Source organism: Bradyrhizobium sp. P3_C3, from assembly GCF_056402655.1.
The window spans coordinates 300,511-320,458 of the sequence record NZ_JBFUGY010000003.1 but is presented as its reverse complement, the minus strand read 5'-3'; the positions used below and the strand labels follow the sequence as shown (position 1 = coordinate 320,458).

Annotated in this window: 19 protein-coding genes and 2 pseudogenes; 14 read left to right on the top strand and 7 right to left on the bottom strand. The window is 64.6% G+C overall.

Annotated elements, in window-relative coordinates; translation table 11 throughout:
- A pseudogene (locus AC1DW2_RS06145) lies at positions 1 to 232 on the top strand (IS481 family transposase); the annotation flags it as partial.
- Between the two features lie 158 nt (positions 233 to 390).
- On the opposite strand, the gene AC1DW2_RS06140 reads toward AC1DW2_RS06145, so the two are convergent.
- Entirely contained in the window at positions 391 to 1,041 is a 651-nt protein-coding gene (locus AC1DW2_RS06140) for a TetR/AcrR family transcriptional regulator (protein WP_063981336.1), read from the bottom strand.
- 206 nt (positions 1,042 to 1,247) lie between these two features.
- Here AC1DW2_RS06140 and AC1DW2_RS06135 point away from each other — a divergent pair, with 206 nt between their 5' ends.
- Positions 1,248 to 2,588 carry an MFS transporter gene (locus tag AC1DW2_RS06135; protein WP_477005451.1) on the top strand — a complete coding sequence of 447 codons (1,341 nt, stop codon included), beginning with the start codon at positions 1,248 to 1,250 and terminating at the stop codon, positions 2,586 to 2,588.
- Positions 2,589 to 2,609: 21 nt separating this feature from the next.
- The gene (locus tag AC1DW2_RS06130; RefSeq protein WP_477005450.1) at positions 2,610 to 4,112 is read left to right on the top strand and encodes a carboxylesterase/lipase family protein; all 1,503 of its coding nucleotides are present in this window, start codon (positions 2,610 to 2,612) and stop codon (positions 4,110 to 4,112) included.
- Here the strand turns inward: AC1DW2_RS06130 and AC1DW2_RS06125 are convergent.
- Both AC1DW2_RS06125 and AC1DW2_RS06120 read right to left on the bottom strand, forming a co-directional pair.
- Positions 4,081 to 4,542, bottom strand: a complete 462-nt coding sequence (locus AC1DW2_RS06125; RefSeq protein ID WP_477005449.1) for an N-acetyltransferase family protein — start codon at positions 4,540 to 4,542, stop codon at positions 4,081 to 4,083. The genes AC1DW2_RS06130 and AC1DW2_RS06125 overlap by 32 nt on opposite strands.
- Before the next feature lie 32 nt (positions 4,543 to 4,574).
- Positions 4,575 to 6,272, bottom strand: coding sequence for a GMC family oxidoreductase (locus AC1DW2_RS06120; protein ID WP_477005448.1), 1,698 nt, complete (start codon positions 6,270 to 6,272; stop codon positions 4,575 to 4,577).
- A gap of 262 nt (positions 6,273 to 6,534) precedes the next feature.
- Between AC1DW2_RS06120 and AC1DW2_RS06115 the strand changes: the two genes are divergently transcribed.
- Positions 6,535 to 7,305 (top strand): metallophosphoesterase family protein, encoded by a 771-nt coding sequence (locus AC1DW2_RS06115; RefSeq protein ID WP_071910027.1) that lies wholly within the window; start codon positions 6,535 to 6,537, stop codon positions 7,303 to 7,305.
- Positions 7,306 to 7,347: 42 nt separating this feature from the next.
- Here the strand turns inward: AC1DW2_RS06115 and AC1DW2_RS06110 are convergent, their stop codons facing one another.
- The 4 genes and pseudogenes from AC1DW2_RS06110 to AC1DW2_RS06095 form a co-directional block, all read right to left on the bottom strand.
- Positions 7,348 to 8,076 (bottom strand): aspartate/glutamate racemase family protein, encoded by a 729-nt coding sequence (locus tag AC1DW2_RS06110; RefSeq protein WP_477005447.1) that lies wholly within the window; start codon positions 8,074 to 8,076, stop codon positions 7,348 to 7,350.
- Between the two features lie 37 nt (positions 8,077 to 8,113).
- Positions 8,114 to 8,872, bottom strand: a complete 759-nt coding sequence (locus AC1DW2_RS06105) for an amino acid ABC transporter ATP-binding protein (protein WP_071910031.1) — start codon at positions 8,870 to 8,872, stop codon at positions 8,114 to 8,116.
- A complete protein-coding gene (locus AC1DW2_RS06100; RefSeq protein WP_166102640.1) occupies positions 8,869 to 9,531 on the bottom strand; it encodes an amino acid ABC transporter permease in 663 nt (220 codons plus the stop codon). Before AC1DW2_RS06100 ends, AC1DW2_RS06105 begins: the two co-directional genes overlap by 4 nt.
- A gap of 10 nt (positions 9,532 to 9,541) precedes the next feature.
- A pseudogene (locus AC1DW2_RS06095) lies at positions 9,542 to 10,382 on the bottom strand (transporter substrate-binding domain-containing protein).
- Positions 10,383 to 10,619: 237 nt separating this feature from the next.
- Here AC1DW2_RS06095 and AC1DW2_RS06090 point away from each other — a divergent pair.
- The 10 genes from AC1DW2_RS06090 to AC1DW2_RS06045 all read left to right on the top strand — a co-directional run bounded on the left by AC1DW2_RS06090 (position 10,620) and on the right by AC1DW2_RS06045 (position 19,945).
- Positions 10,620 to 11,537, top strand: a complete 918-nt coding sequence (locus tag AC1DW2_RS06090) for an NAD(P)-dependent oxidoreductase (protein WP_477005446.1) — start codon at positions 10,620 to 10,622, stop codon at positions 11,535 to 11,537.
- Between the two features lie 16 nt (positions 11,538 to 11,553).
- The gene (locus AC1DW2_RS06085) at positions 11,554 to 11,907 is read left to right on the top strand and encodes a RidA family protein (RefSeq protein WP_028160714.1); all 354 of its coding nucleotides are present in this window, start codon (positions 11,554 to 11,556) and stop codon (positions 11,905 to 11,907) included.
- Between the two features lie 9 nt (positions 11,908 to 11,916).
- Positions 11,917 to 13,143 (top strand): pyridoxal phosphate-dependent aminotransferase, encoded by a 1,227-nt coding sequence (locus AC1DW2_RS06080; protein WP_477005445.1) that lies wholly within the window; start codon positions 11,917 to 11,919, stop codon positions 13,141 to 13,143.
- Entirely contained in the window at positions 13,140 to 14,801 is a 1,662-nt protein-coding gene (locus AC1DW2_RS06075) for a thiamine pyrophosphate-binding protein (RefSeq protein ID WP_477005444.1), read from the top strand. The genes AC1DW2_RS06080 and AC1DW2_RS06075 overlap by 4 nt, the downstream gene beginning before the upstream one ends.
- 3 nt (positions 14,802 to 14,804) lie before the next feature.
- On the top strand, positions 14,805 to 16,070 hold the full coding sequence (locus AC1DW2_RS06070; RefSeq protein ID WP_477005443.1) for an NAD(P)/FAD-dependent oxidoreductase: 1,266 nt from the start codon (positions 14,805 to 14,807) through the stop codon (positions 16,068 to 16,070).
- Between the two features lie 9 nt (positions 16,071 to 16,079).
- Positions 16,080 to 16,823, top strand: a complete 744-nt coding sequence (locus AC1DW2_RS06065; RefSeq protein WP_477005442.1) for an aspartate/glutamate racemase family protein — start codon at positions 16,080 to 16,082, stop codon at positions 16,821 to 16,823.
- A gap of 108 nt (positions 16,824 to 16,931) precedes the next feature.
- Positions 16,932 to 17,636, top strand: coding sequence for a GntR family transcriptional regulator (locus tag AC1DW2_RS06060; RefSeq protein ID WP_477005441.1), 705 nt, complete (start codon positions 16,932 to 16,934; stop codon positions 17,634 to 17,636).
- Between the two features lie 339 nt (positions 17,637 to 17,975).
- Positions 17,976 to 18,518 (top strand): thiamine pyrophosphate-binding protein, encoded by a 543-nt coding sequence (locus AC1DW2_RS06055; RefSeq protein ID WP_477005440.1) that lies wholly within the window; start codon positions 17,976 to 17,978, stop codon positions 18,516 to 18,518.
- Positions 18,518 to 19,108 carry a thiamine pyrophosphate-dependent enzyme gene (locus AC1DW2_RS06050; RefSeq protein WP_477005439.1) on the top strand — a complete coding sequence of 197 codons (591 nt, stop codon included), beginning with the start codon at positions 18,518 to 18,520 and terminating at the stop codon, positions 19,106 to 19,108. Before AC1DW2_RS06055 ends, AC1DW2_RS06050 begins: the two co-directional genes overlap by 1 nt.
- A gap of 57 nt (positions 19,109 to 19,165) precedes the next feature.
- Positions 19,166 to 19,945 carry an SDR family NAD(P)-dependent oxidoreductase gene (locus AC1DW2_RS06045; protein WP_038934859.1) on the top strand — a complete coding sequence of 260 codons (780 nt, stop codon included), beginning with the start codon at positions 19,166 to 19,168 and terminating at the stop codon, positions 19,943 to 19,945.
- Positions 19,946 to 19,948: the final 3 nt, after the last annotated feature.

The following is a 19,948-nucleotide window of genomic DNA, read 5'->3' as shown; positions in this document are numbered from 1 at the left end:
CGGCGAGATCGTGCGCAGGGTCTCATCGACAAGACCCTACATCTCCTTCAAGGGACGCTTCTGGAAAGTTCCCCAGGCCTTCGCCCGCGAACGCCTTGCCATCCGGCCACTGGTTCGTGACGGCCACTACGGAATCTTCTTCGCCAGCTGGCAGGTCGCATCGATCGACTTGACCAATGGCCAACCTGTCAGTGATGTGTCCGAACAGGTGTCAGCCATGTCTCCGGACTAAACAGAAAGCGGGTGATCCAGTATTCCAGAGACGGTAGTGGTTCCTTGATAGGCCGCGGCGTACTGGATTCCCCGCCTGCCGCCTACGCTAAAGCTTCGGCGCCCCTGGACCGCAGCCCCGGCGTAGCCGGGTCGCGGGGAATGACAGCAAGTGTGTGGCTAAGCCTTCGCCCCGAGCCACGCCAGGATCATCTCCACGATCTGCGTCCGGCTCGTCGCCAGCACCCTGGGCTCGCTGAGGTCGCGGTCGAACAGGGCGCCGAAGGTGTGGCGGTTGGCGACGCGGAAGAAGCAGTAGGAGGAGATGGCGAGGTGCAGGTCGATGGCATCGACGTCGTCGCGGAAGACGCCTTCGCCGCGGCCGCGTTCGAGGATGCCGTCGAGCGTCGCGATCACGCTGGCGTTGAGCTGGCGCAGTTGCAGATTCTGCTTCAGGTGCTTGCCGTGGTGGATGTTCTCGATGCTGACGAGGCGGATGAAGTTCGGATTGCGCTCGTCATGGTCGAAGGTGGCCTCGATCAGCCTGCGCAATCCCTCGCGGGCGTCGCAGCTTTCGATGTCGAGCTGGTCCTCCAGCGCGCGGATGCTGCGATAGGCCTCCTCCAGCACCGCGAGGTAGAGCTGCTCCTTGCCGCCGAAATAGTAATAGATCATCCGCTTGGATGTGCGCGTGCGCGCCGCGATCGCATCGACGCGGGCGCCGGAATAGCCCTCCGAGGCGAATTCGGCCATCGCCACTTCGAGGATGTCGCGCTTGGTGCGCTCGGGGTCGTTGGTGCGCTTCGATGGGGGCGGCATGCGCTCGAGCATCACTGTTTCTCCCGCCAGTTTCCACGGATCACCTTGAAGGTGAAGGCAAATTTCATTCGTCCGGGCACTGATCCAATGCGTATTGCATAAACGTACTAGTTCGTACATTATCGCCCCAGACCAAAGTTGCGGCAACCAGAACCAGAAAACGCGCGAGGCGATCTGCCTGACGCGAACCGCACCGGCCACATGGGGAGGAGCCTTCAATGACGTTGACGTCAACCGCGCCGCTGCGCGCATCATCCAGCGCGGAAGCCGCGCCGAACAAGCTGCCGAAGCGCGCCGCGCTGGTCAGCTTCGTCGGCAGCATGCTCGAATACTACGACTTCTTCATCTACGGCACCGCCTCGGCGCTGATCTTTCCGAAAGTGTTCTTCGCCAACGTCGATCCCTCGACCGCGACGCTGCTCGCGTTGCTCTCCTTCGGCATCGGCTATATCGCTCGGCCCGTGGGCGCCGTCATCCTCGGCCATTTCGGCGACCGTATCGGCCGCAAGACGGTGCTCTTGTTCACGCTGGTGCTGATGGGCGGCTCGACGCTGGCGATCGGCCTGTTGCCGGATGCCAAAACGATCGGCAATGCCGCGCCTGTCATCCTGACGCTGCTCCGCCTGTTGCAGGGCCTGTCGGCTGCCGGCGAGCAGAGCGGAGCCAACTCGCTGACGCTGGAGCATTCCGCTAATTCGAACCGCGCCTTCTTCACGAGCTGGACCCTGAGCGGCACCCAGGCCGGCGCGATCCTTGCAACACTGGTGTTCATCCCGGTGTCGAGCCTGCCGGAAGACCAGTTGTTGAGCTGGGGCTGGCGCATTCCGTTCCTGCTCTCCGCGCTCGTGCTGCTGGTCGCCTACCTGGTGCGGAGGACCATGCCGGAAACGCCCGTCTTCGAAGACATCAAGGACAAGGCGCAGGTGGCGCGCTTCCCCGTCGTTACGCTCATGCGCGACTACTGGCCGGACGTGCTGCGCGTGATCGTCTGTGCGCTGATCGCCACCGTGAGCACGATGACCGCGGTGTTCGCGCTCGGCTATGCCACCAGCAAGTTCGGCGTCGCGCGCCCGACCATGCTGTGGGCCGGCGTGCTCGGCAATGTCACCGCGCTGATCACCCAGCCGCTGTGGGCGCTGCTGGCCGACAGGATCGGCCGCAAGCCGGTGTTCATCGGTGGCGTGCTCGGCTGTGCAGTGCTGGTGTTCCCGTACTTCATGCTGGTGACATCAGGGAATACGCCGGCGATCTTCGCCGCGGCAATGATCCTCTCGGGCGTCATCTACGCCGCGCCGAACGCGATCTGGCCGTCGTTCTATGCGGAGATGTTCGAGGCGCGCGTGCGCTATTCCGGCACGGCGATCGGCACGCAGCTCGGCTTCCTCGCCGCCGGCTTCACGCCGCTGGTGAGTGCGAGCCTGGTCGGCGAGGGGCCGAACGGCTGGATTCCCGTGGCAATCTTCGTTGCCTGCTGCTGCGTGATCTCGGCGGCATCAGCGGCAACCGCACGCGAAACCCACAATGTCGACATCGCCGATCTCGGCAAGCAGCGCGCCTGAGTCAGGATGAGTGAAAGTCGTATGCTGACCAACGCAGTTTCGACCACCAGCGGGCCGATCATCGGCGCCGAGCAGAACGGCATACGCGCCTTCAAGGGCGTGCCGTTCGCGACCGCGCGGCGCTTTGCCAGGGCGACACCGCCGCTCGCGTGGACGGAGCCGCGCCAATGCACGGACTACGGCGCTTACGCGCCGCAGCCCGGCCATCTCGATCATGCTGACGAGGAATCCTGTCTCAGCCTGAATGTCTGGACACCGGCAGTGGCCGATCGCCCACTGCCGGTGCTGCTCTTCATCCATGGCGGCGCCTTCGTCACAGGTGGCGGCGCTGATTATGACGGCGGCTTCCTCGCTACGCACGGTCCGGCCGTGATCGTCACCGTCAACTACCGGCTGGGCCCGCTCGGCTTCCTGCAACTGCATCGCCATGGCCTGACGGAAGCCAACAATCTTGCGCTCCAGGATACGCTTGCCGCGCTCGACTGGGTCCGTGCCAACATCGCAAATTTCGGCGGCGATCCGGATGCGATCACGCTATCCGGTCAGTCCGCCGGCGCCTCCATGGTGATTGCGCTGGCAACCCTGCCGCAGGCGAGGGGCAAGTTCATTCTCGCCCTTGCGCTCAGCGCGCCCGGGCGCAACATCATGAGCGCGGATCATGCCGACGACGTCGCGCGCCGCGTGCTCGATGAGCTCGAGCTTGCACGCGAGCCGAGCGCGATCGCGTCGGTGCCGCTGCAAGAACTGTTCGCGGCGGTAGAGCGCGTCAGCCGCAGGCTTGCGGACGAGACGGAGGCAGGCACCGTATTTGGTCCGGTGCTCGACGGCGCGGTGATTCCGCGCGAGCCGCGCGATGTTTTCGCCGACGGGACCTTGCGCGACATTCCGCTCTGGCTTGGCTCCTGTCGCGACGAGATGGTGATGTTCCTGAAGAGCACGCCGCCGGCCGCGATGATCCGCACCACCGAGCGACAAGTGCGCGCGGCGTTCGGCGATGCCGGCTGGTGCCGGCTACTATCCTATTATCGCGCCACCGCGCGGCTTGACGAGGATCCGTACGAGGCGTTGCTCTCGGATGCGTTCTGGCATCGTCCCAAGGCCGATCTTGCGCGGGTTCATGCTGCGGCCGGCGGTGTCGTGTGGCTGAGCCGGTTCGACCATCGCCCCGCGCTGGAGCCGTTCCTGTCGCAGGGACCGACCCATGGCGCGGACAATGCCTGCCTGTGGGCGCATCTGCCTGACTTCATCGATCGGCCGATCCTCAGGCGCAAGGGCGGGCCGATGACGCCGGCCGACATCGATGTCGCCGCGCGGTTTCAGGCGAGCGTGCTGCGCTTCGTCACGACCGGCAGGCCGGATGTCGCGCAAGCCTGGCCGCGGTTCGAGCCGGGCCATGAGCCGCTCGCGATCTTCGGCCAGCCGTTTCACATCGTGCCGCTCAACGACGGCACGCGCTTCCGCGTATGGGCGGAGCTATTGGCGCAGTCCGGACCTACGACACAGCAGCGAGAGATCGCTCCATGATGATCGTGCGCTCATCGCCAAAGTAGCTGTCGCGCACGGCCTTGAACCCGAGCCGCGTGTAGAACGATTCCGCGGTGACCGAAGACGGGACGGTCAACAAAGCGAACTTTCGCTCGCGCGCTATGCGCTCGATCTCGGCCATCAGGAGCTTGCCGATCCCCTGGGCCTGAGCGTTGGGAGCCACGAAGACCGTACGGACGACGTTTCCGTCAAGGCTCGCCGTTCCAACGACGCGGCCGCCAAGGGCGGCAACAAGGACCGTGCGTTTGCGGATCAGCTCCAGAACGGCGGTCGGGCTGAAGCTATGCTCGACCCGCTCGATGATCTCGTCTGTGTAATCCCTCGCATTTGTCTCGCGCAGTGCGCGCAGAACGACGGCGCTGATTTCGCCGCTATCCTCTTCGCGCGCCGGGCGGATGCTGCAATCCATTGATCCCCCCACCTCCCGGCAGTCGCTAGCCCTCACTGCATTATCGACGCCGCGATCTTCTCCGCCGACATCAGCACCGGAAAWTTGGTGTTGGCGCACGGCACCACGGGGAAGATCGAGGCGTCGACGACGCGCAGGCCCTGAACGCCCTTGACGCGGCCTTGATTGTCGACCACCGCCATCGGATCGTCGGCCCGGCCCATGCGGCATGAGCACGAGGCGTGCCACACCCCGATGGTCGCCTTGCGGACGAAGGCTTCCAGCGCATCGTCGTCGTTCATCACCTGGTCGAAGGTGAAACCTTCGACGACAAAATTGTCGATCAGGTAGTGGCGCAGCGCCGCCGGCCCGTCCATCAAGGTCGCGGCGATCTTGGTCAGGATCCTGTTCTTGGTATTGACCACGCCGATCTTGCGCACCTTGTCCGTATAGGCGGCCGGAAACGGCTTGTCCGTCACTGCTTTCACCACGTCGCTCATCTGCACGGCCGCCATCTTGCGGAAGCCGCTCATCAGGCGATCGAGATCGCGGCGGTCGGACAGCAGATTGAACTCGACGATCGGCTCGGCGGCGGGATCGCGCGAGGCGAGCTTGACCTGTCCGGTCTCGGAATAGGTCTTGTTGACGAAGGTCAGCAGCGAGCCGATCTGCTCGCCGACCGCGTGCCAGGCCGATTTGCTGAGCAGGACGACGAACATGTCGCCCTTCGGTACGCCCGACAGCCCGGATGAATAACGCAGGCCAAGCTGCATGTGGCGCCTGGTGTGCTCGTTCATGCGCGCGCCGCGGCGGACAAAGGACGACAGCGAAATCGAAGGATGATCCATCAGGCGCTGGCCGACGCCTGCCAGCCCCATCAGGACCGGAATGCCCATATCCTTGAGATGACCGACCGGGCCGATGCCGGCGCGCAGGAGATGCGCCGGCGAATGGATCGCGCCGCTGGAGAGGATGATCTCGCGGCCGCGGAATTCCTGTTCCCGTCCGTCGACCATCGCCTTCACGCCGACGCATTGCGTGCCTTCGAACAGCAGCTCTCTCACCTGCGTGTTGGTGGAGATGGTGAGATTGGCGCGCTTGCGCGTGTCACGATCGAGATAACCCATCGCGGCCGAGACACGTTGCTCGGCCTGATTGGAATGCGTCACCGGAAAATAGCCGTCGACGAACTCGCCGTTCTGGTCCGGCACGAACTGATGGCCGGCCTGCTGGAAGGCGTCGGCGAACGCCTGCGAATGCCGCGTCCAGTGTTCACGGGGAATTCTGCGTACTGGAATTCGGCCGTCCTTGCCGTGGTACGGGCCGTCGAAATCGAGGTCGCGCTCGACCTTCTTGAAGAAGGGCAGCACGTCGTTCCAGCTCCAGCCGTCGGCGCCCCGCGCGTCCCATTCATCGTAGTCGGTCGGTGCGCCACGGTTGGCCATCTGGCCGTTGATCGACGAGCCGCCGCCGAGCACGCGCGCCTGCTCGTATTTGCGCAGGGGAGGACGCGCTTCGTTCGGATTGTTGTGGCTGACGATCTGGGTCGTGACCTTGAGTTCGGTCCAGTGGAAGCGGGGATCGAAATAGGCCGTGCCCGGATAGCTGTCCCTGATCTCGGCGGGCTCGTTGCCGGGCGGTGTGTCCTGTCCGGCCTCGCACAGCAGGACCTTGTTGGCGCTCTTTGCGGAGAGCCGGTGGGCCAGCACGGACCCCGCCGAGCCGCCGCCGACGATAATGAAGTCGTACACGATTGGCGTTTCCTCTTGGTCTTGTCCGGGAAACGTAGCGCGTTATTTTCCCGAGGTCACGTCGGCATTGCCGCGACAGTTCGTAACTCGCATTGCTTGCCTGGCAACCACGATCGTGTAATTCTTCTGCCAGCGCCGATTTGATCCTCAGCTTGCGGGCGCTTCTACAAATGCCGCTAAAGAGACGTAGCTAAATTGACTAGCCAGTCCTGCATCCCCCGCATAGCGAGAACGATCGGCCATTCCGAATGGGAGGGGCCAAATGAGATTTGCTGCCATCGCGGACGTGCATGGGAATCGTCCGGCACTTGAAGCCGTCCTTGCGGACGTTGCCATGCTCGGCATCGACGAGGTCGTGAACCTCGGCGACCACGTCAGTGGCCCGCTCGAGGCAGCCAGGACCGCGGATCTGTTGATGGCGCGAGGCTTTCCGTCGATACGGGGCGATCAGGATCGAATCCTCGTCGAGCTCTGGGAGGCCGGCGGCTCCCCTCGCAGCGATTTCCGTGAGCTCGCGCGCAAGCATTTCGAGTGGATGGCAAGCATGCCGTCCACACTCACGTATCAGGAACGGGTGTTCCTGTGCCATGGATCGCCAAGGGATGACGCAGCTTTCTGGCTCGACCACATCGCCGACGACGGCTGCCCGCGCCCGAGCGGCATCGACGCGATCGAGGCTGAAGCTGAGGGGATCGACGCCGAGATCATCCTGTGCGCCCACACGCACATTCCGCGCGTGGTCCGCCTGAGGGATGGCCGGCTGGTCGTGAATCCCGGCAGCGTCGGCTTGCCCGGTTATGACGGGAAGGCGCCCGTTCCTTACGTGGTCGAGGTCGGTACGCCGCATGCGTGCTACGCGATTCTGGAGCATGCCAGCGCAGACTGGTCCGCGACGATCCGCTACGTGCCCTACGACACCGCGGCCATGGCCTCACTGGCGCGCAGCAAAGGCATGCTCAGCTGGGCAAGCGCGATTGCGACGGGTTGGGTTCAGCGGGAGGGGAGGGAGGCCGACGCGTCCGTCACGCCCTGACGCGTCTCGTTCCGGCCGGCAACGAGGGGCAGCGGGGCTCGTTCAGCGCAGGAACGGCACCGGATTGGCCGCGCGGTAGAACAGATTGATCAACGTGTTGATGTCGAACACCGGAAGGCCCGAGACTTCGGCAACGTCCTTCGAGAACGGGCACATGTTGGTGCATTCGAACAGGATCGCGCCCGGGTTTTTGCAGGACGCCATGAAAGCTTCCGTCATCTCGATCATCTCGGCGCGCAGCACGTCGGTGTCCAGTTCCTCGCGGCCGAGAATGTAGGTTGCGGGAAACTGCGCATCGGGCTTCATGCCCTGGATCTGGACGGCGATCTCGTCCGGCGACCAGCCGACACCGCGGAAATGCCCCTCGTTCATGTGGTGGCCGCGTTCGGTGAAGATGCCGATGACCTTGCCCGGCGGTAGCATGGCATGGATCAACGGCGCCTGGATCAGGCTCGAGGTGAAGACCGGGATGTTCACGGCGGCCGCGAGTTGTTTCTGGAATGGCGCGAGGAAGCCGCAGCTCGTCGTGATCGCCTTGACGCCGTCGGCTTCCAGCTCGCGAGCCGCCGCGATGAACGGCTCGAGCAGGGCGGGATCGGGATGGTCGCCCATGATCCTTGTGGCGTGAGCGCCGCGCACGATCTTGTAGCGCACCGGGAAATCATAGGAGAGCGCATTGCCGATGTCGCCGCGCGGGCGCGGGAAGCGGGTATCGAGCATCAGGATGCCGATGGTCTCGCCGTAGTTCGTGAAGCCGCCGCGGAGTTTCATAATCTACCCACCGATTTGGGATGGTCGTGACGGCAGTCTAATGCGTCTCGTGAAACCGGGCCAGGAACGCCTTCAGCCGCTCGCTGCGCGGCTGGCGGATCGTCTCTTCGGGCGTGCCGATCTCGGCCATGATGCCGTCGTTCATGAAGCCGACGCGGGTGGAGACGTCGGCGGCGAAGGCCATCTCATGCGTCACCAGCACCATGGTCATGCCTTCGCTCGCGAGGCTGCGGATGACGGAGAGGACTTCGCCGACAAGCTCGGGATCGAGCGCCGAGGTCGGCTCGTCGAACAGCATCACGTCTGGCTTCATCGCGAGCGCACGCGCGATCGCGACGCGCTGCTTCTGGCCGCCGGAGAGGCGGCTCGGAAAGGCGTCGGCCTTGTCGGCGAGGCCGACCTTGGCGAGCAAATCGCGGCCAAGCGCATCGGCTTCGTTTCGCGCCATGCCCTTCACCTGCACCGGCCCTTCGGTGACATTGGCGAGCACCGACATGTGCGGGAACAGGTTGAAATGCTGGAACACCATGCCGACGCTGCGGCGAAGCAGCGCAAGCTGCGCATCGCCGGCGGCGCGCATGCCCTTGCCGAAGGCGAATTTGTGCGTGCCGATGGCAAGCTCGCCCTGCTGCGGCATTTCCAGGAGATTCAGGCAGCGCAGGAAGGTGGATTTGCCGGAGCCGGAGGCGCCGATCAAGGTGACGACCTCGCCGCGTGCGACCGAAAGCGAGACGCCCTTGAGCACCTCATGGTCGCCGAACGCCTTGTGGATGTTGTCAGCGATCAGAGCACTCATCGATGCGCTCCCATTTTCAGCTCGACCCGGTCGGCGACCAGCGTCAGCGGGAATAGCACGACGAAATAGAGCACGGCGATCGTGGTGTAGACCTCGAGCGGCTTGTAGCTCGACGCCGTGATGACAGTGCCCTGGTAAAGCAGGTCGCCGACCGCGACCACCGACACCAGCGAGGTGTTCTTGAGCTGCATGATGGTCTGGTTGATGAAGGAGGGGATCATCACCTGCGTCGCCTGCGGCAGCACGATGCGGCGAAAGATCTTGCCGCGGCGCATGCCGATCGCGCGGCCGGCCTCCCACTGGCCGGTGTCGACGGCCTCGATGCCGCCGCGGAAGATTTCCGCATAGAACGAGCCGGCATAGAGCGACAGCGCGATGAAGCAGGCCATCGCCGGCGACATGTCGACGCCGATCAGCACGGGCAGGGCATAGTAGACCCAGATCAGCTGCACCAGCAGCGGCGTGCAGCGGAACACCTCGATATAGAGACGCAACGGCACCGTGACCCAGCGCGGAGCCGTCGTGCGCAGGATGCCGACGAACAGTCCGATGGCGAGACCCGCGACCACCGTGGTCACCGTGTAATACACGGTGACCAGGAGCCCTTGGCAGATCAGGCCCCAATACGGCTTGAGCGCCGCGAAGTCCCAGACGTACATCGATCGACCGTCAGAACTGCACTTCGGGCGGGAGATCGTCGGCGGTGAGGCCGACCGCCTCAAAACCCTTGAGCATCCATTCGCGGGTCTGGCCCATCGCGCGGTTGTAGTCGGCCCAGGCGCTGAGGAAATCCTTGTAGCGGCGGTCGCTCTCGGCGCGGATACCCATGTTGGTCGGCAGCGTCAGCAGCGGCCGCGGAATGGCGAGATCGCCGAGGTTCGGATTCTTCTTCAGGGTCGAGACCGAGAGCACGGCCAGCGAGACGTTGCAGTCGGCGCGGCCGGTCGCAACCGCAAGGATCGCCTCGTCGCGGTTCTTGAAGCCGAGGATGGTGGCCTTCGGGCAGTAGCGGCGCGCGATCGTCTCATGGGTCGAGCCGATGTCGACGGCGATCTTGACCTCGGGCTTGTTGAGCTCGGCCCAGGTCTGCGGCTTGGCAAAGCCCTTCTTGGTGATGACGGTGAAGGAGTGCACCAGGATAGATCGGCGTCGAGAAGTCGATGACGAGCGCGCGCTCCGGCGTCGGGTTCACGGCGAAGGCGAGGTCGACCTTGTCGGCCTGGAGATCGAGGATCTGGTTGCCCCAGGTCGATTCCAGCGTCTCGACCTTGGCGCCCAGCTTGCCGGCGATGTCCTTGGCCATGTCGATGCAGGCGCCCGACCATTCGTTGGTGGCGAGGTCCTTATGGAAATAGGGCTCCTGGCCGACGATGACGGCGACGCGCAGCACGCCATTCTTTTTGATGCGGTCGAGCGTGGAGGTCGGCGCATCGGCCTTGGCCGGGCCGCTCGCGGCGGCGAACGCTGCGCCTGCCAGCGCGACGGTGGTGAGAGCATCCCTGCGATTCATGGTCTCTGTCTCCCTGGAATCTGGGTCGGATCGTGTCCGGCCTCTGGACTATTTCTGTATTCAGGATAAAATGCAATACGGTATTTCGAGTTGCTGGCCATTTGGGCGGCAAGGCAGAAATGAGCCCAATATCTTGGCAGGATTGCGCAAAATTCCTGATGGGGAGGGGTTGTAAATTGCATTTAAGTCTGAATACAAGACTGAACGCAATATGGAAGTGAGCTGAAGGAGAGGCCTGTGCGCGCCCTATTCGTCGATGCGAACGAGACCCTGGCGGCGGTGACCGACAAGCTGCTGCGCTCTGCGAGCCTGCCGGTCGGCATCAACCGCAATCCCTCGATCAAGCCCGACGATCTGCCCGGCCTGCTCGGCGATGCCGAGATCATGATCGTCGACCACACGGCGGTGCCATCAGCGATTGCCGAGAAGTGCGCGAAGCTGAAGCACGTCGTCTTCCTCGGCACCGGCGCGCGCAGCTACATGAATCCGGAAGAGCTCGCTGAGCGCGGCATCTCCGTCCACACCATCAAGGGTTATGGCGACACCGCGGTTGCCGAATGCGCGATCGCGCTGATGTGGGCTTCCGCGAAGAGCTTTGGCGAGATGGATCGCGGCATGCGCGAGGGCAACTGGCTGCGCCGTGACGCGGTTCAGCTCACCGGCAAGACGCTCGGGCTGATCGGTTTTGGCGGCATCGCCGCGGAAGCCGCGCGTATGGCGGCAGGCTGCGGCATGAAGGTGATCGCCTGGAACAGGACGCCGAAGACGCATCCCGGCGTCGAGTTCGTTTCGCTGGAGAAGCTGCTGGCCGAGAGCCACGTCATCTCGCTGCACCTCCTGCTCAACGACGAGACCAAGGGTTTTCTGTCGCGTGAGCGCATCGCCCAGATGCGTAAAGGCAGCATCCTGATCAACACCGCGCGCGGCGCTGTCGTCGACGAGGACGCGATGCTTGACGCGCTGCGTTCAGGCCACATCGCGCATGCCGGCCTCGACGTCTTCACCGTCGAGCCGCTGCCGGCGGGGCATCCCGTAACCAAGCTGCCGAACGTGACGCTGTCGGCGCATTCGGCGTTCCGCACGCCCGAGGCGAGCGACAATCTCATCGGCGCGGCGCTCGACCACTGCCGCCGCATCATCGCCACCGGCAAGTAAAAGCTAGGGACATCCCATGTCTGATATCACCCGCATCGACCAGAACGCCCGCCGCAGCCGCGCCTCCGTGTTCGGTGATCTCGTTTTCCTCGCAGGTCAGGTGGCGGACACCAAGACCGCCGATATCACCCAGCAAACGAAAGAGGCGCTGGCGAAGGTCGACGACATGCTGGCTCGCGCCGGCACCGACAAGTCCCGCCTGCTCAGCGTGCAGGTCTGGCTCAAGACCATGGACGATTTCGACGCCATGAACGCGGTCTATGATGCCTGGGTCGTGCCGGGCAATACGCCGACCCGCGCCTGCGGCAAGGTCGAGCTTGCCGATCCCGCCTTCCGTATCGAAGTGATCGCGATCGCCGCGCGCAGTTGAGGCTCGGCCGTGACCGTCCAGGCGCCCGCATCGACCTTCCGTCCCGCCCAGCGCATCAGCGCGATCGGCGTCTCCGAGATCCTCAAGATCGGCGCGGTCGCGCAGCGGCTGAAGCGCGAGGGGCGACCGGTGATCGTGCTGGGCGCCGGCGAGCCTGACTTCGATACGCCTGATCATGCCAAGGACGCGGCGATGCGCGCCATCCGCGCGGGGCAGACCAAATACACCATCCTCGACGGCACGGTGGAATTGAAGGCGGCGATCGCCGAGAAATTCCGCCGCGAGAACGATCTCGTCTATGCCGCCGACGAGATCACCGCAGGCGCCGGCGCCAAGCAGGTGATCCACAACGCCTTCATGGCGACGCTCAGTCCCGGCGACGAGGTGATTCTCGCCGCACCGTACTGGACCAGCTATGCCGACATGGTGCGCATCGCCGACGGCACGCCGGTGGATGTGCTCTGCCGCGAGGAGAACGGCTTTCGTCTCGACGCCGCCGATCTCGAACGCGCGATCACACCGAAGACGCGCTGGCTGCTGCTGAACTCGCCGTCCAATCCGACCGGGGCCGCCTATTCGGCCGCGCAGCTTCGCCCGATCCTGGATGTGCTCAAGCGCCATCCGCATGTCTGGTTGATGGCGGACGATATCTACGAGCACCTGATCTATGACGGCATGCCGTTCGTGACCGCAGCGGCGCTCGAGCCGAGCCTGAAATCACGCACGCTGACCGTGAATGGTGTTTCCAAGGCCTACGCCATGACCGGCTGGCGCGTTGGCTACGGCGGCGGTCCGCGCGAATTGATCGCGGCGATGGCGGTGGTGCAGAGCCAGAGCACGACCAATCCCTCCTCGGTGAGCCAGGCCGCTGCGATCGCCGCGCTGACCGGCCCGCAGGATGTCCTGATTGAGCGTCGCACCGCGTTCCAGCGCCGCCGCGACATCGTGGTCGATGCGCTCAATGCCATCGACGGCGTCAACTGCCGCCGGCCGGAAGGGGCGTTCTATACCTATGCGAGCTGCGCCGGCCTGATCGGTCGCCGCACGCAGGATGGGACCGTTATCGATAGCGATGCCGCGTTCTGCCGCTTCCTGCTGGAGAGGCATGACGTGGCCGTGGTGCCGGGCAGCTGTTTCGGCCTTGCACCTTATTTCCGCCTGTCCTACGCCACCTCGGAACAAAACTTGCGCGAGGCCGTGATGCGCATCGCCAAAGCCTGCAGGGAGCTGTCATGACCATTCGCAACACCCGCACCGGGGGCCAGATCCTGATCGATCAGCTCGTCGCCCAAGGCGTCGAGCGCGTCACCTGCGTGCCGGGCGAGAGCTACCTCGCGGCACTCGACGCGCTGCATGACAGCCCGATCGACGTCGTGATCTGCCGCGCCGAGGGTGGTGCTGCGATGATGGCGGAAGCCTATGGCAAGCTCACCGGCCGTCCCGGAATCTGCTTCGTCACCCGCGGCCCCGGTGCCACCAATGCCAGCCACGGCGTCCACATCGCGATGCAGGATTCGACGCCGATGATCCTGTTCGTCGGACAGGTCGACACCGGCATGCGCGAGCGCGAGGCGTTCCAGGAGCTCGACTACAAGGCGGTGTTCGGCACCATGGCGAAGTGGGCCGTCGAGATCGATCGCCCCGATCGCATTCCGGAGCTGGTCGCGCGTGCCTTCCGCGTCGCCATGCAGGGCCGTCCGGGTCCCGTGGTGATCGCGCTGCCGGAGAACATGCTGACCGAGACGGCGGCCGTTGCCGATGCCATGCGCATCGAGCCGGCCGTGAGCTGGCCGGCACCATCAGATCTCGAGCGCGTCGGCGCCATCCTCGCGAGCGCCAAGGCGCCGCTCGTCATCCTCGGCGGCTCGCGCTGGACGGATGAGGCGACCAAGAGCATCGCGCGCTTTGCCGAGCGGTTCGACCTGCCGGTCGCGACCTCGTTCCGCCGGGCCTCGCTGATCGACGCCGATCATTCGCATTATGCCGGCGATCTCGGCATCGGGCCGAGCCCTGGCCTGAAGGCGCGTATCGATGGCGCCGACGTCATTCTCCTGATCGGCGGCCGCATGTCGGAGATGCCGTCCTCGTCCTACACACTGTTCGACATCCCGACGCCGAAGCAGAAGCTGATCCACGTGCATCCGGGCTCGGAAGAGCTCGGCCGCGTCTACCAGCCGGCGCTCGCGATCCAGGCGACGCCTGCCGCGTTCGCGGCCGCCGTCGAAACGCTGAAGCCCGCTGGCGCCGTTGCCTGGAAGGGTGAGGCCGCCAAGGCGCATGCCGATTACCTTGCCTGGACCGACAAGGCGCGTGAGCTGCCGGGCACATTCCAGTACGGCCAGGTCATGACCTGGCTGCGCGACCGCCTGCCGAAGGACGCGATCGTCTGCAACGGTGCCGGCAACTATGCCGGCTGGATCCATCGCCATCACCGTTTCCACAGCTTTGCCGCCCAGCTCGCGCCGACTTCGGGCTCGATGGGATATGGCGTGCCGGCCGCGGTGCTTGCAAAGCGGCAATATCCGGATCGCGTCGTCGTCGCCTTTGCCGGTGATGGCTGCTTCCTGATGAATGGCCAGGAATTCGCGACCGCCGTGCAGTACGACGCGCCGCTGGTGGTCATCGTCGTCGACAACTCGCAATACGGCACCATCCGTATGCACCAGGAGCGTGATTATCCCGGCCGCGTGGTCGGAACTCAGCTCAAGAACCCTGACTTCGCGATGTATGCGAAGGCATTCGGTGGCCATGGCGAGCGCGTCGAGCGCACCGAAGAGTTTGCGCCGGCGTTCGAGCGCGCGCTCGCTTCGGGCAAGCCGTCGATCCTCCACTGCATCATCGATCCGCGCGCGATCTCGGTCGGCAAGGATTTCGCGCCGGCGGTGAAGGCGTAGCCGATGTCGGAAGGCCGCCACGTCGCTATCATCGGAGCCGGCGCGGTCGGCGTGATCAGCGCCATCGAGGCGCTGCGCGAGGGGCATCGCGTCACGCTGATCGACGCAGGCGAGCCCGGTGGCGAACAGGCGGCGAGCTACGGCAATGCCGGCTGGCTCTCCTCCCATTCGGTGATTCCGCCGGCCGAACCGGGCCTCTGGAAGAAGGTGCCGGGTTATCTGATGGACCCGCTCGGCCCGCTCGCGATCCGCTGGTCTTACTTGCCGAAGGCGCTGCCCTGGCTGATCAAGTATTTGCTCTCGGGCTGGACCGAGGCACGGGTCGAGAAGACGGCGTTTGCGCTGCGCGATCTGCTGAAGGACGCGCCGCTGCTGCACAAGAAGCTCGCGGAAGAAGCGGGCGTGCCCGAGTTGGTCGAGCGCAACGGCGTGATGCACGTATTCCCGTCGCGCGGCAATTTCGACAGCAATCTCGGCTGGCGCCTGCGCAAGAAGGTCGGCGTCGAATGGATGGAGCTGAACGCCGACGAGATGCGTCAGCGCGAGCCGGATCTGCATCCGCGCTACACCTTTGGCGTGGTGGTGGAGGAAGCCGGCCGCTGCCGCGATCCCGGCGCTTACGTTGCGGCGCTGGCCCAGCATGCGCTCGCGAGCGGTGCCAAGCTCGTTCATGCCAGGGCGACCGGTCTGAAGCTTTCAGGCACCAAGCTCGTTGCCGTTCTCACCGAGACCGGTGAGATTGCTTGCGATGCCGCGGTGGTCGCCGCCGGCGCGCGGTCAAAACAGCTCACCGCATCCGTCGGCGATCCCTTGCCGCTCGAAACCGAGCGCGGCTATCACGTCATGATCGAGAACCCGGAATCGGGTCCGCGCAGCTCGATGATGGCGTCCGACGTCAGCATGGTGGTGAACTGGACCGACAAGGGCCTGCGCGCCGCGGGCACGGTCGAGATCGCGGGCCTCGAGGCCGCGCCGAACTGGAAGCGCGCCGAAATCTTGCGCAACAACCTCTTCAGCATGTTCCCAAAGCTGCCGAAGGACATTCCCCCCTCGCGCATCAAAACATGGTTCGGTCATCGGCCGAGCATGCCGGACGGCCTTCCCTGTATCGGCCATGCGCGTGCCTCGCGCGATATCGTCTACGCCTTCGGCCATGGCCATGTCGGCCTGGTCGGATCGGCCCGCACCGGCCGTCTGGTCGCGCAGCTTCTGAGCGGCAAGCAGCCGGAGATTCCGCTCGCGCCGTTCGCGCCCACTCGCTTCCTCTGAGAACGCAACATGACCTATCCAGCCAACTCGTCCTCTCGCATCGCCCGCGGCGGCAAGGCCATCTATGGCGCGCCGCTCGGCATTTTGATGCTGGAAGCGCGCTTTCCCCGCATTCCCGGCGACATGGGCAACGGCACGACCTGGCCGTTCCCCGTGCTCTATCGGGTGGTGAGCGGCGCTTCGCCGGAGAAGGTGGTACTGAAGGGTGCCGCCGGCCTGCTGCCGGATTTCATCGAGGCGGCGAAGGATCTGGTCCGGTTGGGCGCGGAAGCCATCACCACCAATTGCGGCTTCCTCTCGCTGTTTCAGAAGGAGATCGCGGCGGCCGTCGGCGTTCCCGTCGCGACCTCGTCGCTGATGCAGGTGCCGTGGGTGCAGGCGACCTTGCCCCCAGGCAAGCGCGTCGGCCTCGTCACGGTATCAGGTTCGACCTTGACGCCGGCCCATCTCGAAGGCGCCGGCGTGCCGCTCGATACGCCGCTGGTCGGCACCGAGCACGGCAAGGAATTTTTTCGCGTCCTGATCAAGGCCGAGAAGGACGACATGAATGTGGCCCAGGCCGAGCGTGACGTGGTCGAGGCGGGCAAGGAGCTGGTCGCGAAAAATCCGGATGTCGGCGCCATCGTGCTCGAATGCACCAACATGCCGCCTTATGCGGCAGCTCTGCAGGCCGAAGTTGGCCTGCCGGTCTACGACATCTATTCCATGATTACCTGGTTTCATGCTGGACTGCGCCCGCGCGCGTTTGCCTGAGTCCGGCTGTCGCAAAGCTCTGCACAAGATGTGCTAGGCAGCTGTTTGGATTGCAATCGTCCATGCAGCCCCGGTATATTGGGCTGTGTTCGGGCATGAATGCAGCTTATGAAGAGCAACGTGGAACTGGCTTCCGATAGTATCGTCGATCGCGTCTATGAACAGCTCAAGGCGATGGCCGTGAGCTATGAGTTCAAGCCGGGCGAACGGCTCAACGAGGGCGAGCTGGCAAAACGCCTCGGCGTCAGCCGCACGCCGCTGCGCGAAGCGCTCAACCGTCTCAACACCGAAGGCTTCCTGCGCTTCACGCCGGGCAAGGGCTTCTTCTGCCGCGAGCTCGACGCGCACGAGATCTTCGATCTCTACGAGCTGCGCAAGTCGATCGAGGTCGCCTCGATCCGCCTCGCCATCAAGCGCGCCAGGGACGAGGACATCGACGCGCTCCTGAAATTCCTCGAAGCCACCGGTCCCGATCCCGGTGAGCGTTCGTCGGTGGAGCTGGTCGAACTCGACGAGACCTTTCACGAGCGGCTGATGGCAATGTCGAACAACGCCGAGATGCTGCGCGTGCTGCGCAACGTCAACGCCCGCATTCGCTTCGTGCGCTGGATCGACATGGACCGCATCAATCGCTCCAACACCCAGGCCGAACACCGCGCGGTCGTCGAAGGACTGAAGGCGCGCGACGAAGAGGCTTGCGTCTCGGTGCTGGAGAAGCACATCGACCGCCGATTGGATCGCATCACCTCGGCGATCAAGGAAGGCTACGCGCAGATCTACATGCCGGCTGCGGCGAGGTCCGCGGCGAACTAGGATTCTTTCTTCCCTTCTCCCCTCATGTCCGCCGAAGCCTTGGCGAAGGCGGATGCGGGAGAAGGTGGCGCGAAGCGCCGGATGAGGGGTATCTCTCCGCGCATATCGATGCATATGAATGCGCCGAGAGATACCCCTCACCCCAATGAGTTTGTATCTTCCTGCGGTGATGCCCTCTCCCACAAGGGGAGAGGGCGCAGTCATGCGCATCGTGCTCTGGTCCAGGCGACAACGGAAAAGGCAGCTATACAATCCTTCAATACCTGATCGTGCCAGACGGTCAGAGCCGTCGCGCGGAATAATCGCTAGCGTCTGCCCGAATCTCATGGAGACCTCGCGGTGCACAGCCCTGAACCGAATCCCGAAGCGCGCAGCAGTGACGACTGGCCGTCCGAGCTCTATCGCGTCCTCAAGGCGGCCGACGTGCGGCAGATGTCGTACGTGCCGGATGCCGGCCACAGCCAGCTCATCCGCATGTTCTCGGCCGACCGCGATGTCACCACCAACGTGCTGACGACCGAGGAGGAGGGCATCGCCATCGCCGCGGGCGCCTGGCTTGGTGGCCAGCGCAGCGTGCTGCTGATGCAGTCGAGCGGCGTCGGCAATTGCATCAACATGCTGTCGCTGTCGGCGATCGGCCGCTTTCCGCTGCTGATGCTGGTGACGATGCGCGGTGAATGGGCCGAATTCAATCCGTGGCAGGTGCCGATGAGCCGGGCGACGCAGCCGTCGCTGGAAGCGATCGGCCTGAAGGTGATGCGCGCGGAGACGGCGGAGGATCTGGTCGAGACCGTCGAATCGGCGGCGTCGCTCGCCTACGAGTCCGATCAGCAGATCGCGGTTCTGATCGGGCAGCGCCTGATCGGCAAGAAGAAGTGGTGATGCCAATGCAAGCTCAACTCGATCGTCGCGCCGCTGTCGCCGCGCTCCTGAAGGACCGCAAGGACACGCTGGTCGTCTCCGGTCTCGGCTCGCCCACCTATGACCTGCATTCCGTGGGGGATCACGACGGCAATTTTTATCTTTGGGGCGCAATGGGTGGCGCCGCGCTGATCGCTCTTGGGCTCGCGCAGGCGCAGCCGGGCAAGCGTGTCCTTGCGTTGACGGGCGATGGCGAGCAGTTGATGGGGCTCGGCGGCATAGCCACGATCGGCGTCGCGCGCCCGCGCAATCTCGACATCGTCGTGATCGACAATCAGCATTTTGGCGAGACCGGCATGCAGGCGAGCCACACCGACCGCGGCGTCGATCTCACGGCAATTGCCGCCGCCTGCAGCTTCGCCGCGACCGGAACCGTGCGGACGCTCGAGGAGGTGCAACGCCTCGCCGCGCAGATCGCCGGACCGGCCGATGGCCCGCGGCTTTTTGTCGTCAAGGTTTTGGCCGAAAATCCGCCGCGCTCGCTGCCCTCGCGCGATGCCGTCTTTATCAAGAACCGGTTCCGTGCTCATCTCGGCTTCGCGGCGGCTTGAACCGGGGTCCTCTCCGGGATAGCTCGCTGCCCAAGCAGCTATCCTGGAGTGAGACCCATGAAACTATCCGGCAAGGTCGCCGTCATCACCGGCGCGGCGCGCGGCATTGGCAAGGCGTGCGCAAAGCGGTTCCTCGACGACGGCGTCAAGGTCGTCATCTCGGACGTCGATACGGATGAGCTCGAGAAGACGGTCAACGAGCTGGGCAAGCCCAAGGAATTGTATGCCGTGCCATGTCACGTCGCGCGGCGTGCGGACGTCGATCGCGCGGTGGCGACCGCGGTCAGGGAATTCGGCCGGCTCGACATCATGGTCAACAATGCCGGCGTCGCCCGCAACCGCGACATCCTGGAGATTTCCGAAGAGGAATTCGACGAAATCATCGGCATCAACCTGAAGGGCGCGTTCTTCGGCGTGCAGGCCGCGGCAAAGCAGATGATCGCGCAGGGCGGCGGCGGGGTCATCATCAACATGTCCTCGGTGAACGCGCTGCTGGCGATCCCGACGCTTGCGACCTACGCCATCTCCAAGGGCGGTATGAAGCAGCTGACCTCGGTCGCCGCGGTCGCGCTCGCCCCGCACAACATCCGCGTCGTGGCAGTCGGGCCGGGCACGATTTTGACCGACATGGTGGCGTCGTCCATCTACACCTCGGAGGATGCCCGCAAGACGGTGATGTCACGCACGCCGGCTGGCCGTGGCGGCGAGCCGAGCGAGGTCGCCTCTGTCGTGGCGTTCCTTGCGAGTGATGACGCGTCTTACATCACCGGGCAGACGATCTATCCGGATGGTGGGCGGTTGATCCTGAACTACACGGTGCCGGTGAAGGAGAAGTAGGGC

What these genes read in the sequence shown, in the direction of transcription:
- AC1DW2_RS06070 (WP_477005443.1), top strand. Translation starts at nt 14,805, where the DNA reads ATGTCGGAAGGCCGCCACGTCGCTATCATCGGAGCCGGCGCGGTCGGC.
- AC1DW2_RS06100 (WP_166102640.1), bottom strand. Translation starts at nt 9,531, where the DNA reads ATGTACGTCTGGGACTTCGCGGCGCTCAAGCCGTATTGGGGCCTGATC.
- AC1DW2_RS06105 (WP_071910031.1), bottom strand. Translation starts at nt 8,872, where the DNA reads ATGAGTGCTCTGATCGCTGACAACATCCACAAGGCGTTCGGCGACCAT.
- AC1DW2_RS06045 (WP_038934859.1), top strand. Translation starts at nt 19,166, where the DNA reads ATGAAACTATCCGGCAAGGTCGCCGTCATCACCGGCGCGGCGCGCGGC.
- AC1DW2_RS06130 (WP_477005450.1), top strand. Translation starts at nt 2,610, where the DNA reads ATGCTGACCAACGCAGTTTCGACCACCAGCGGGCCGATCATCGGCGCC.
- AC1DW2_RS06065 (WP_477005442.1), top strand. Translation starts at nt 16,080, where the DNA reads ATGACCTATCCAGCCAACTCGTCCTCTCGCATCGCCCGCGGCGGCAAG.
- AC1DW2_RS06125 (WP_477005449.1), bottom strand. Translation starts at nt 4,542, where the DNA reads ATGGATTGCAGCATCCGCCCGGCGCGCGAAGAGGATAGCGGCGAAATC.
- AC1DW2_RS06085 (WP_028160714.1), top strand. Translation starts at nt 11,554, where the DNA reads ATGTCTGATATCACCCGCATCGACCAGAACGCCCGCCGCAGCCGCGCC.
- AC1DW2_RS06075 (WP_477005444.1), top strand. Translation starts at nt 13,140, where the DNA reads ATGACCATTCGCAACACCCGCACCGGGGGCCAGATCCTGATCGATCAG.
- AC1DW2_RS06110 (WP_477005447.1), bottom strand. Translation starts at nt 8,076, where the DNA reads ATGAAACTCCGCGGCGGCTTCACGAACTACGGCGAGACCATCGGCATC.
- AC1DW2_RS06115 (WP_071910027.1), top strand. Translation starts at nt 6,535, where the DNA reads ATGAGATTTGCTGCCATCGCGGACGTGCATGGGAATCGTCCGGCACTT.
- AC1DW2_RS06135 (WP_477005451.1), top strand. Translation starts at nt 1,248, where the DNA reads ATGACGTTGACGTCAACCGCGCCGCTGCGCGCATCATCCAGCGCGGAA.
- AC1DW2_RS06140 (WP_063981336.1), bottom strand. Translation starts at nt 1,041, where the DNA reads ATGCTCGAGCGCATGCCGCCCCCATCGAAGCGCACCAACGACCCCGAG.
- AC1DW2_RS06060 (WP_477005441.1), top strand. Translation starts at nt 16,932, where the DNA reads ATGAAGAGCAACGTGGAACTGGCTTCCGATAGTATCGTCGATCGCGTC.
- AC1DW2_RS06050 (WP_477005439.1), top strand. Translation starts at nt 18,518, where the DNA reads ATGCCAATGCAAGCTCAACTCGATCGTCGCGCCGCTGTCGCCGCGCTC.